This is a genomic window from Kinneretia sp. DJ1R-11, from assembly GCF_025717595.1.
Lineage (GTDB): Bacteria > Pseudomonadota > Gammaproteobacteria > Burkholderiales > Burkholderiaceae_C > Paucibacter_A.
This window is the reverse complement of sequence record NZ_JAJIRR010000013.1, coordinates 114,822-126,294: the sequence shown is the minus strand read 5'-3', so window position 1 is coordinate 126,294 and position 11,473 is coordinate 114,822. Positions and strand designations below refer to the sequence as shown.

The following is an 11,473-nucleotide window of genomic DNA, read 5'->3' as shown; positions in this document are numbered from 1 at the left end:
TAACTTTGAATTCCACTGCCATGAGTCCCCGTACTTCTGAAAGCAGCAGCCCGACTGCGCCGGCTGAAACGTCCCCGGTGGCCCTGGTCACCGGTGCAGGCTCGGGCATCGGCCGGGCCGTAGCGCTGGCCTTGTTGGCGGCCGGCTACCGGGTTGGCTTGCTGGGCCGGCGCCTGCAGACGCTGGAGCAGACCGCGAGCCTGGCCGGCGAGGGCGGCCGGAGCTGCCTGCTGCTGGTGGCGGATGTCACCCAGCCGGCCGAGGTTGCTGCCGCCTTTGAGCGACTGGGTCAGCAATGGGGCCGGCTCGATCTGCTGTTCAACAACGCCGGGGTCAGTGCCGCCGCGCTGCCCATCGATGAGTTGAGCTTTGAACAATGGCGTGCGGTGCTTGATGTCAATGTCAGTGGCGCTTTTCTGTGCGCCCAGGCCGCCGTCCGGATGATGAAGCAGCAACAGCCGCGAGGCGGCCGCATCATCAACAACGGCTCGATTTCCGCCCATGCGCCGCGCCCCAACTCGGCTCCGTACACCGCCAGCAAGCATGCCATCACCGGCTTGACCAAGTCCTTGTCCCTGGATGGCCGGGCTTTTGACATCGCCTGCGGCCAGATCGACATTGGCAACGCCCTGACCGAGATGGCACTTCCCATGACCCGCGGGGTGCCGCAGGCCCATGGCGCTGTGGCTGTGGAGGCGACCATGGATGTCGCCCATGTCGCCAGCGCCGTGCTCTATATGGCCAGCTTGCCCTTGTCGGCCAATGTGCAAAGCTTGACCGTCATGGCCACGACCATGCCTTTTGTCGGCCGGGGTTGAATTGCGCTTCAATGCCCCGATCTGAATTTCGTTTTGCCGTTTCAATCACCACGAAGGTCTGACCTTGTTCTCCGCCCTCATTTCCCTGATCTTCCGCCTGGTCCTGGCTGTGGCCACTGTCGTGCTGGTGCTGAGCCTGATGGCGGTGGCGGTGCTGACCGTGATCGGCCTGCTGATCTGGAGCCTCTTGCGCGGCCGCAAGCCCGTCATTGACATGGGGCGCTTCCAGCGCGCCCGTCAGGCACGACCTGGTTTTGCTGCCCGTCGCACCCGCCAGCCCATGGGCGAGGTGGTCGATGTCGAGGCCCGCGAGGTCAGCCCTGGGAGCCCGCGCCTGCCTTGAGCCGTGCCGTGCCGTGGGTGGAGGTCGGCGCTGAATTGACTGCAAGCGGCACAGAGCAGCCGAATACCAAAGGCAACCACAGAGGCACAGAGGCACAGAGAAATACAAAGCCGAATTGGTTTTAGCTCTGTGCCTCTGTGCCTCTGTGGTTGCATTTGAACTACCGCTATGCGCCGGGAGCCGCCATCGCTCAAATTCAGCCAGCTGCAGACTCAGTAGCGCTTGTTGGACAGCTCGGCGAGGATCTCTCCGTAGATGCGGTAGCGTGAGGCGCTGATCTGGCCGGCGGCCACGGCGTCGCGCACGCCGCAGCCGGGTTCGTGCTGGTGGCTGCAGTTGTAGAAACGGCAGTGGTCGGCGTGGGCGCTCATGTCGGGCATCAGCCGCGCCAGGGTGGCCGGGTCGATTTGGTGCAGTCCGAATTCTTGGAAGCCGGGCGAGTCGATCAACGCGCTCTCACGCGCCGCGTCGACCCAGTACCACTGCGTGGTCGTGGTCGTATGCCGGCCCGAGTTGAGCGCGATCGAGATGTCGCCGACTTGGGCCTTGGCGTCAGGAATCAGTAGATTGATCAGGGTGCTCTTGCCGGTGCCGCTGGGGCCCAGCACAAAGCTGCGCTTGCCGCTGAGCCAGGGCGTCAGCTGGGCGCGCGCGGCTTCGGGGTCGGCCTTCATGGCCAGCTCCATCATGGGCAGGCCCATGGCGCGATAGGGGGCCAGGCGTTCACGGGCATGGGCCGTGCCGGGCAGGTCGGTCTTGTTCAGGGCGATGGTGGTGGCGATGCCGGCGCTCTCGGCCGCGATCATGGCGCGGCAGAGCTGGCTTTCGCTGAACACGGGCTCCACCGCCACAAGGATCAGCAGCTGGTCGAGGTTCGAAGCAAAGCTCTTGGTCTTCCATTCATCCTGGCGGAACAGCAAGTTGCGGCGCGGCTCCACCGCCTCAATCACGCCTTCGTCTGAACCCGAGGGCGCCCAGCGCACCTGGTCACCGACCACGCAATCGCTCTTCTTGCCGCGCGGGTGGCAGACGCGGCGCTGCCCTTCGGCGTCTTCAACGATGTAGTGGCGGCCGTGGCCGCGCACCACCAGGCCCAGGTCCAGTTGTGAAAACTTGCCGCTCACGACGCGGCGCCCTGCAGACCAGCGGCGGAAGAAGGGTGCTGCGCAATGGCCGCCAGGCGTTCGCTGGCCGGTGGGTGCGAATAGTAGAACGCCGCGTAGACCGGATCTGGCGTCAAGGTGCCGGCATTGTCTTCATGGAGCTTGAGCAGGGCCGAGGACAGCTCCGAGCCGCTGGCATGGGCGCAGGCGTAGGCATCGGCCTGGAACTCGTCGCGGCGTGACATCAAGCTGCCCAGCGGTGTGAAGAAGAATGCGAAGACCGGCACGACCAGCATGAAAAGCAGCAGGGCCAGGGCATCGTTGGGCGCCGCCATATTGGGTTGCACATTGAAGGCGATGTAGAAGCCCGCCTGGCTGGACAACCATCCCAGCAGGGCGAAACCGGCCAGGCTGAGCGCGAACATCGTCAGCATGCGTTTGAGCACATGACGGTGTTTGAAGTGGCCCAGCTCATGGGCCAGCACCGCTTCGACCTCGCTGCCGTTGAGGCGCTGCAGCAAGGTGTCAAAGAACACCACCCGCTTGGCCGGGCCGAAGCCGGTGAAATAGGCATTGCCATGCGCCGAGCGGCGGCTGCCGTCCATCACGAACAGGCCTTGTGAGGCAAAGCCGCAGCGCTGCATCAAGCCTTCGACGCGCGCCTTCAGGGCCTCGTCCGGCAAGGGCGTGAATTTGTTGAACAGCGGAGCGATCACGGTCGGGTAGAGCACCAGGATCAGCAGGTTGAAGCCCATCCAGCTGCCCCAGGCCCAGAGCCACCAGGCCTGGCCGGCCGTGCCCATCAGCCACAGAATCAGGGCCGCAATCGGCAGGCCGATCAGGGCGCCGACCAGGGTGCCCTTGAGCGCGTCGGCCACATAGAGCTTGAGCGTCATGCGGTTGAAGCCGAAGCGCTGCTCGATGCGGAAGGTGTTGTACAGCTCCCAGGGCAGGTCCAGCAGGCTGCCCACCAAGGTGAAGGCCACCAGCAGACTCAGCTGGTAGCCCATGGGGCCGAAGCGTTCGGCCGTCGCGGCATGCACCCAATGGTTGAGCAGATCCAGGCCGCCGAGCAGGGTCCAGCCGAGCAGCAGGGCGCTGTCGAAGGCCAGGCTGAGCAGGCCGAAGCGGCTGCGCGCCACGGTGTAGTCGGCCGCTTTCTGATGGGCGGCCAGCGGCACGGTGGCAGCAAAAGCGGGCGGCACGGCACCGCGGTGCTGCATGACATGGCGCACCTGGCGGCTGCTCAGCCAGAGCTTCAGGCCCAGGGACAGCAGCAGGGCCAGGGCGAAGGCCAGGCTCAGCACGGTGGGGTGGAGGGTCGGGGATAGGCTTGCAAACATGGGTGGCAAGTGTAGGGCTGCGACAATGCGCCGCACTGATTGCATAGAAAGCCCTGCCCATGAGCGACCTGACCCCATCCGCGCCGGCCGATGCCGCACCCGTGCTGCCCGTCAACGACCAGAACCTGATCTGGATCGATTTGGAAATGACCGGCCTCTACCCCGAGACCGACCGTATCATCGAGATCGCGGTGGTGGTCACCGATGCGCAGCTCAATGTGCGCGTTGAAGGCCCGGTCTTCGCCATCCACCAGAGCGACGAAACCCTGGACAAGATGGATGCCTGGAACAAGGGCACCCATGGCCGCAGCGGCTTGATCGACCGAGTCAAGGCCTCGACCATCAGCGAGGATGAGGCCGTCGCCCAGACCATCGCCTTCCTCAAGCAATATGTGCCCGCCGGCAAATCGCCGATGTGCGGCAACAGCATCTGCCAGGACCGCCGCTTTCTGGCCAACTACATGCCCAAGCTGGAAGCGTTCTTCCACTACCGCAACCTTGATGTCTCCACACTCAAGGAACTGGCGCGGCGCTGGAAGCCGGGCATCCTGGACGGATTCAAGAAGGCCCAGGCGCACACCGCCATGGCTGACATTCACGAGTCCATCGACGAGCTCGCTTATTACCGCGAGCAGTTTCTGTCGCTGTGAACCTGTCACCGTGACCACTTCAGCGTTTTCGGCGAGGGTGATTGCCTGTGGCTGAACCGGCTGCCGCCGAACTGTGGGCGGCCTTTGATTTCCCCCGCCATCCGCTGGCCCGGGAAGACGGCGAGCGGGTGCGTGGAGCCTTCTATCAGCCACCCTCGCGCTGGCTGCGCGCGCACCGCCCTGAAGAGGTCGCCAGCGTGCTTGACGCCGCCCATGAGGCCAGCCGGGCTGGCGCCTGGGTGCTGGGAGGCTTGCGCTACGAGGCGGCCGTCGCGCTGGATCCGGCCATGTGTGCCCGAGCGGGCAGCGGACCTTTGGCCGAGTTTGCGGTCTATGACGGCGCGCCTTCCGAGTGGCCCGCTCTTGCAGCTTCGCCCGGCCTGCTGACGGGTGACTGGCTGGACGCGCAGGACGAAGCGGACGAGGCCGGGCAGATCGAGCGCATCCGCGAATGGATACGCAGCGGTGATTGCTACCAAGTCAATCTGACCACGCGCCTGCGTTCCCGCTTGAGCGCCGAGGTGGATCTGGCCCAGTTCTTCCTGGCCTTGCACCGCAGCCAGCCCGGCGGCTTTTCGCTGTTTCTGCGCGAGGCCCAGGTGGCCAGCGTCTCCCCCGAGCTGTTCTTCGATTGGCGCCCGGTGCCCGACGCCCAGAGCAGTTGGTTGCTGGCGGCCCAGCCCATGAAGGGTACGGCCGCGCGCGGCCGCGACGCGGCCGAAGACGAGGCGGCGCAAGCTCATCTGCGCACCAGCGAGAAGGAGCGGGCCGAGAACCTGATGATCGTCGACCTGCTGCGCAATGACATCGGCCGGGTCGCCCAGCTGGGCAGCGTGCGCGTGCCGCGTTTGTTCGAGCTGCTGGCCTTGCCGACGGTCTGGCAGATGACCTCGACCATCACCGCGGTCAGCCGGTCGCGCCTGCGCCTGTCGGAGTTGTTCGCGGCCCTGTTCCCATGCGGCTCGGTCACCGGCGCACCCAAGATCCGGGCCATGGAAATCATTGCCGAGCTGGAAGGGCAGGCGCGCGGCTGGTACTGCGGTGCCCTGGGTCTGTTGCAGCCCGGTGGCGTGGCGACCTTCAATGTGCCGATCCGGACCGTCGAGCAGGCCGGAGAGCAGGATCTGCAGGCCGGCGTGGGCAGCGCCATCACGCTCGATTCCGAGGCGGGCGCGGAAGTGGCCGAGTGGCGGGCCAAGGCACGCTTTCTTTTGCGCGCGCAGGCGCCCGTGGCGGCGCTGGAAACACTGCGCTTGTCCGGTGGAGAGTTTGTTCGCCTGAGCGGCCACCTGAGCCGCCTGCAACGCAGCTGCCAGCATTTCGGGCTCAAGCCTCGCCTGCCCGAAGTTCGCGCCGCCTTGCAGCAGTTGGCGGTCGATCATGCGGTGGGCGATTGGCGTGTGCGCCTGAGCTTTTGCGCGCAACAGGGCCTGCAATTGCGGGCCACGCCGCTGGAGTCGACACCAAATTGCGTGATACTCGCGCTGGCTGCACGGGCCATCGCTTCGCAAGGGGCGGCGGCCGAGTTCATCCAGCACAAGACCACGCGGCGCGAGATCTATGAGGCCTTCGTCGCAAGCAAGCCTGCCGAGGCTTTCGATGTCTTGCTGTGGAACCCGGCCGGTGAACTGACCGAGTGCAGCTTTGGCAATATCGCCTTACAAATTGAGGGGCAGTGGCTGACGCCAGGCCTGCAAGCCGGGCTGCTGCCCGGTGTTTACCGAGAACAACTGCTGCAAGAAGGGCGGCTGCGTGAAGCGCGGCTCATGAAGAGCGATCTGCAACGCGCCCAAGCCCTTGCCTTTTTCAACAGCTTGCGTGGCTGGTGTCCTGCCCGCTTGCTGAACCCAGACGAAGCGCTGCTCTGAGACCAGAGCCCCGCCTCGTCTTTCGCGAAACCAAACAATCTCCCATGGCTACCAAATCCAAACCGCGCGCTGCGGCCGAAGCTGCTCCCGTCGCACCCAAAGCGCCTGCAAAAACCAAGGCCAAGAGCGCGGCTCCGGCCGCCGTCAAAACTGCGGCCGAGAAGCCAAGCAAGGTCGTGGCCAAGAAGGCGCCGACTGCTGTGGCGGCAAAAGTCGCCGTAAAGGCAGCTGCAAAAACTGCGGCAAAAACTGTGGCACAGGCGCCCGTGAAGACCGCAGCAAAGCCTTCAGCCAAAGTCGCAGCTCAGGTGGCAGTGAAGGCAGCAGTAAAGGCGGCAGCAAAGGCGGCGCCCAAAGCAGCCGTGAAAGCAGCCCCGGTGAAGGCAGCCGCCAAGAAGGCCGCTGCAACAGCCAAGCCGGCAGCGGCATCGTTGCCCGCTCCCGCTTCAGCCAAGAAGGCCGCGGCGAAGAAGCCGGCCCGAGCCGAGGCCAAGCCCAAGTCCAAGGCGAAAGCCGAAGTCGTGACCGAGCTGCCCGCACCGGCTGCCGCCAAGAAGACGCTGCCGGCCAAGTCAACCCGGGCGGTCGGCAAAGCTGCGGAGCTTGCGCAAGTCGTAGCGCCGGTCCCCGTTGCTAGCAAGCCAGTGACCAAGTCCGCTGCAAAGTCTTCGGAAAAGGCCGCCCCCAAAGTTGCTGCAAAGGCTTCAGCCAAGAAGAACCCGTCCGAAGCTCCAGCCGTGGCGATGCCCGCGCCGGCAGAGCCAGTCGTGCTGAGCGAGCCCAAGAAAAAGCCTGCTGGGAAGACGCCAGTGGCGGAGGCTGCCAAGCCCGTCGTCAAGGAAGTGCGCAGCCCGGCAGCTCGCTCGACAAAGGCCAAGGCCGCGGCGGCTGAGGAGGCTGCAGTGCCTGAGGTGCTGGCCACGGCCAGCAAGAAGAAGGGCAAGACCGGCAAGCTGCCAAAGCTCGCACCTGCGACGGCGGCTGTTGCCGCCCCGCTTGTGGCGGCCCCTGCGCCAGCGGCGGCCCCCAAGCCTGCAGCCAAACCGGCTCCCGTCCCTCCGCCCGCGCCGGTTCGCTTCACCTTGCAAGCACAGGATGCAGCGCTGTTTGGCCGTTACCTGGTCAGCCCCATCGAGGGCGGCGAGCCCTGGAGCTTGCAGTTGCGCGGTCCGCGTCCGCGTGATGTGCTGTGCAGCTGCCAGGCTTTTGCCCTGAGTGAGAACGGCAGCTGCGAACACAGCCAGTTCCTGCTGAGTCAGTTGCGCGCTGATCTGGCTGCGGGCTGGCAGGCCGAGTACAGCGAACTGGGGCTGAGCGGCGGTGCGCGTCGTCAGCTCTTGTGGCGCCAGTCGCCGGCTTGCCCGGCGGAGCTGGTAGACGAGGTGCAGGCTGGCCTGCGTGCCATCCAGCAAGGCAAGCGCCAGGGCGTGCAAGTCCTGACCCAGTTGCTGCAGCATGCCGCTGAGCTGGGCCATGAGCTGCGCGTGGATGCGGCTGTGTGGGAGCAGCTGGCTTTGGCTGGCGACGCCGCCGAGCGCGTGCGTCTGCTGGGTGAAGCCTACCCGCAGCTGTTTGACAGCCCGGGCCTGCGCAATTTGCTCAAGCTGCCCTTGCCGCATTACCAGTTGGAGGCCGCCTTGTTTGCGGTCTGCGCCGGCCGCAGCCTGGTGGCCGATGACCTGGGCCTGGGCCTGTACGCGCAAGCGCTGGGCGCGGCCGAGTTGATGCTGCGCCATTTCGGTGTCGAGCGGGTGCTGGTGTTGTGCGCCGAGTCTTCGCAGACCCGCTGGCTCAGTGAGACCCAGAGCCTGAGCGCACGCCGCGCCGGCTTGATCTGGGGTGATGCGTCGACGCGTCGCGAGCAATTGGACGCGGCCGGTGAGATCAAGATCGCTGCGCTCAACACCTTGCAGCAGGACCTGACTTTGCTGCAGGCCTACGCGCCCGAGCTCATCATCATTGACGAGGCCCAGCGCCTGGATGCGGCCACACTGGCGCGCTTGCAGCAGCTGGATCGCGGCGGTTTTGTGTTGATGCTGAGCAGCCAACTGCTCAATGCCCAGCCGCAAATCTTGTTGCCCTTGGTCGAGATGCTGGATTGCCACCGCCAAGGCGCTCTGGCGGACTTCCTGGCCGAGCATGTGCACCGCGATGCCGCGGGCCGCGTCTCGGGCTTCATGGCCCTGGGTGATGTCGATGAGACGCTGGAGCGCCTGGTGTTCAGCCGGGCCAAGTCTGAGCTGCTGCCCAATCTGCCCTTGGCCCTGGTTCAACTGCGGGCGCTGCCCTTGAGCGAAGCGCAGCTGGCCTTGCAGGCGCCGCTGCTGAATGAGTTGCGTCGCAGTGTCAGCCGTTGGCAGCGCAGTGGCTTTGTCTCGGGCGCTGAGCAGCTGCAACTGCTGCGTCTGCTGCAAGACCTGCGCCGTCTGGCCATCAGCCCGCAGCTCTTGGTCGGGCAGGCCGATGCGGGGCGCCTCAGCGATGCACCCAAGCTGATCGCCGTGGCGGCTGTGGCGCGCGAGCTGCAGGGCAGGGCGCTGGAACGCCTGCGTGTATGCAGCCAGTGGGATGACGCCTTGAACTTGCTGCAGCCGGTGCTCCAGTCGGCCGGCATTGCCTGTGTGCAAATACAGGCGGCACAGCCGCTGGCCCAGCGCCGTGCGCTGGCCGAGCGCTGGCGCAACGAGACGCGTGCGACCGTGCTGCTGTGCAGCGACGCGGCCGCCCAAGGTTTGGATCTGCAGCTGCCGCGTTGCGGCCTGCTCAACCTCGAGCTGGCCTGGGGCGAGGACGTGCTGGAACAGCGTCTGGCCAGCGTGGCCGATGACGATTCACGCGGCCTGCCGCTGGTGCAGTTGCAGGCGCAAGGTGGCTTCGAGTCTGCCTTGCTGCAGCTCCAGGACGGCAGTGAAGCCTTGCCCGCTTGCAGCCTGGATGGCGATGTTGGCCTGCAGGTGCTTCAGGGTCAGGCCTTGGCTGCCTTCATGCAGGCCTTGGTTGATCTCCTGGCCTTGTGGCCGGCCGACTGATCCGGCTTGGCTTCAGCCTCCAGGTAGCAGCAGCGGGCGTGAATTACACACGCCCGCTCTGCATTCCGGCGATTTCATTTCGCAAATGCAGATATTTCTGTCTTTGACGGCCTGATGAAGCTTCCGTGAAAACCCTAGTGTGCTATAGTCATGGACTTGCTTGCAGCTGAAGCTGCTCTGCAATTCGTTCGTCTCCTCTGACCTCGTTCAGGCCGCTGACCACAGTCGAAACTCCGCAAGGCGTTTTCGAGCATGTTGCGCTCAGTGACACGAATCCCCGGGCTCCGCCCTGGCTTCGTGAACATCCCTTACCGGGATGGTGTGCTGGACACCCTTCGGGTTCGGTCGGCGGCGATGCCGTCGCTTTGACTGTTCCCCCGGCGCCGCACCTGGCACCTCACGGCTTTGCTTTGCCGTCTCCCAAGTCCCGGTGCACGACGCGAGCTTTCTCCCAGCGACTTTACTGGCTTGACACGCATTATTTTGCTGCGTGGCAGGCGCGTGTTTTCGTCTCGTTGTTGCGAGGCGGGGCATGGCTTTGTTGAAAGAAGATATGAGCTTTGAAAATCTAGGTTTGCACGAGTCCCTGTTGCGTGCCGTGAAAGATTCCGGTTACGAAACCGCCACTGAAGTGCAAGCCCTGGCGATCCCCGCCGGCCTCAAGGGCCTGGATCTGATGGTGTCCTCGCGCACCGGCAGCGGCAAGACCGCTTCCTTCATCCTGCCGGCCCTGCAAAAGGTGCTGGACGCTCGCACCGCTGCGGCCGCTGCCGCTGGTGGCGAGAACACCCGCCGCGAAAAAGGCAAGGTTCTGGGCCCGCGCGTCCTGGTCCTGTGCCCCACCCGTGAGCTGGCCATGCAAGTGGCCAAGGCCGCACAGACCTACGGCCGCCACATCCAGGGCCTGAAGCTGTCGACCGTGCTGGGCGGCATGCCCTATGCCCTGCAGCTGCGTCAGCTGAGCGGCCCTTTGGACATCCTGATCGCCACTCCCGGCCGTCTGATGGACCACATCCAGTCCGGCAAGGCCGTGCTGGACAACGTCGAGATGTTGGTGCTGGACGAAGCCGACCGTATGTTGGACATGGGCTTCATCGATGACATCAAGTTCATCGCTGACCGCATCCCGGCCACCCGCCAGACCGTGATGTTCAGCGCGACCTTCGCCGGTCACGTCGGCCGCCTGGCCAACGAGCTGCTGCGCGAGCCGCAGCGCATCGATGTGGCTTCGCACACCGACACCCACGAGAACATCACCCAGCGTCTGCACTGGGCTGACAACAACAACCACAAGGACCAGTTGCTCGAGCATCTGCTGGCCGACAAGGATGTCGACCAGGCCCTGGTCTTCACCAGCACCCAGCGCGACGCCGACTGGCTGGCTGAGCGTCTGCAAGAGCTGGGTCATGCCGTGGCTCCTTTGCACGGCGGCATGCCGCAAGGTCGTCGCAACCGCGTGTTGATGGCTCTGCGCCGTCGTGAAGTGCGCGTGCTGGTGGCCACCGACGTCGCCGCCCGCGGCATCGACGTGCCCACCATCACCCACGTGATCAACTACGGCCTGCCCATGAAGGCCGAGGACTATGTGCACCGCATCGGCCGTACCGGCCGGGCCGGTCGCGAAGGCCTGGCTGTCACTCTGGCCACGCGTGACGATGTGTCCATGATCCGCCGCATCCAGCAGTTCACGACCCAGACCATTCCTTCGGCTCAGATCGAAGGGTTGGAGCCGAAGTCGCAAGAGCCGCGCATCTTCCCGCCCCGGCCCGCTGGCGCCGGTGGTTTTGAAGACCGTGGTGCACGTCCGAGCTGGGGTGGCAAGCCCGGCTTTGGCGGCAAGAGCTTCGGCGGTGGCGCCAAGCCTTTCAACCGTGACGGCGGCCGCCCCTTTGTGCGCGACAACCGTGACGGCGGTGCCCGTCCGCAAGGCTTCGAGCCGCGCGGTGGTGACTTCCGCCCCGATGCCCGTCCTTTCGACCGTGCCCCGGCCGACCGTGGCTTCGATCGTGGTTTTGACCGCGCCCCCGCTGGCGGCGGTTTCGACCGCGGCAATGCCGGCTTCGCCCCGCGTGGTGACAAGCCCGCGTTCGCCCCGCGTGGCGACCGTCCGAGCTTCGGCGACAAGCCTTCCTTCGGTGGCAAGCCCAGCTTTGGTGCTGACCGTCGCCCGGGTGGCTTTGAGTCCCGCGGCCCTGGCGGCCCGGCTGCCAAGCGTGGCGGCCCGGCCGGCCCGCGCCGAAGTGGCTTTGGCCGCTGAGCCAAATAACGGCGGCTTCGGCCGCTGAGCCCAGAGCAGCCATCCCGCTGCTCTAAGATGGA

At 65.6% G+C, this 11,473-nt stretch carries 9 protein-coding genes; 6 read left to right on the top strand and 3 right to left on the bottom strand.

Features of this window, described 5'->3' with window-relative positions; genetic code table 11:
* Positions 1 to 20: 20 nt before the first annotated feature.
* Together LNV23_RS19405 and LNV23_RS19400 are read left to right on the top strand one after the other, a co-directional pair.
* Positions 21 to 818: an SDR family oxidoreductase gene (locus LNV23_RS19405; protein WP_263564503.1), complete on the top strand. Its 798-nt coding sequence runs from the start codon at positions 21 to 23 to the stop codon at positions 816 to 818.
* A 64-nt stretch (positions 819 to 882) separates the two neighbouring features.
* Positions 883 to 1,161 carry a hypothetical protein gene (locus tag LNV23_RS19400; RefSeq protein WP_263564502.1) on the top strand — a complete coding sequence of 93 codons (279 nt, stop codon included), beginning with the start codon at positions 883 to 885 and terminating at the stop codon, positions 1,159 to 1,161.
* A gap of 212 nt (positions 1,162 to 1,373) precedes the next feature.
* Here the strand turns inward: LNV23_RS19400 and rsgA are convergent, their stop codons facing one another.
* The gene (gene rsgA / locus LNV23_RS19395) at positions 1,374 to 2,285 is read right to left on the bottom strand and encodes a ribosome small subunit-dependent GTPase A (RefSeq protein WP_263564501.1); all 912 of its coding nucleotides are present in this window, start codon (positions 2,283 to 2,285) and stop codon (positions 1,374 to 1,376) included.
* Positions 2,282 to 3,607, bottom strand: a complete 1,326-nt coding sequence (locus LNV23_RS19390) for a M48 family metallopeptidase (protein ID WP_263564500.1) — start codon at positions 3,605 to 3,607, stop codon at positions 2,282 to 2,284. Before LNV23_RS19390 ends, rsgA begins: the two co-directional genes overlap by 4 nt.
* 59 nt (positions 3,608 to 3,666) lie before the next feature.
* On the opposite strand from LNV23_RS19390, the gene orn reads away from it, so the two are divergent.
* Together orn and LNV23_RS19380 are read left to right on the top strand one after the other, a co-directional pair.
* Positions 3,667 to 4,257 (top strand): oligoribonuclease, encoded by a 591-nt coding sequence (orn, locus tag LNV23_RS19385; protein WP_263564499.1) that lies wholly within the window; start codon positions 3,667 to 3,669, stop codon positions 4,255 to 4,257.
* 47 nt (positions 4,258 to 4,304) lie between these two features.
* The gene (locus tag LNV23_RS19380) at positions 4,305 to 6,125 is read left to right on the top strand and encodes a chorismate-binding protein (protein ID WP_263564498.1); all 1,821 of its coding nucleotides are present in this window, start codon (positions 4,305 to 4,307) and stop codon (positions 6,123 to 6,125) included.
* Positions 6,126 to 6,429: 304 nt separating this feature from the next.
* Here LNV23_RS19380 and LNV23_RS19375 read toward each other — a convergent pair whose 3' ends face one another.
* Entirely contained in the window at positions 6,430 to 6,717 is a 288-nt protein-coding gene (locus LNV23_RS19375; RefSeq protein ID WP_263564497.1) for a hypothetical protein, read from the bottom strand.
* Between the two features lie 151 nt (positions 6,718 to 6,868).
* Here LNV23_RS19375 and LNV23_RS19370 point away from each other — a divergent pair, with 151 nt between their 5' ends.
* Both LNV23_RS19370 and LNV23_RS19365 read left to right on the top strand, forming a co-directional pair.
* Positions 6,869 to 9,154, top strand: a complete 2,286-nt coding sequence (locus LNV23_RS19370; RefSeq protein WP_411910602.1) for an SNF2-related protein — start codon at positions 6,869 to 6,871, stop codon at positions 9,152 to 9,154.
* Between the two features lie 553 nt (positions 9,155 to 9,707).
* The gene (locus LNV23_RS19365) at positions 9,708 to 11,411 is read left to right on the top strand and encodes a DEAD/DEAH box helicase (RefSeq protein WP_263564495.1); all 1,704 of its coding nucleotides are present in this window, start codon (positions 9,708 to 9,710) and stop codon (positions 11,409 to 11,411) included.
* Positions 11,412 to 11,473: the final 62 nt, after the last annotated feature.

Excerpts from the sequence above, each read along its gene's own strand:
- LNV23_RS19390 (WP_263564500.1), bottom strand. The coding sequence starts at position 3,607 with ATGTTTGCAAGCCTATCCCCGACCCTCCACCCCACCGTGCTGAGCCTG.
- LNV23_RS19370 (WP_411910602.1), top strand. The coding sequence starts at position 6,869 with ATGCCCGCGCCGGCAGAGCCAGTCGTGCTGAGCGAGCCCAAGAAAAAG.
- LNV23_RS19365 (WP_263564495.1), top strand. The coding sequence starts at position 9,708 with ATGAGCTTTGAAAATCTAGGTTTGCACGAGTCCCTGTTGCGTGCCGTG.
- LNV23_RS19405 (WP_263564503.1), top strand. The coding sequence starts at position 21 with ATGAGTCCCCGTACTTCTGAAAGCAGCAGCCCGACTGCGCCGGCTGAA.
- orn (WP_263564499.1), top strand. The coding sequence starts at position 3,667 with ATGAGCGACCTGACCCCATCCGCGCCGGCCGATGCCGCACCCGTGCTG.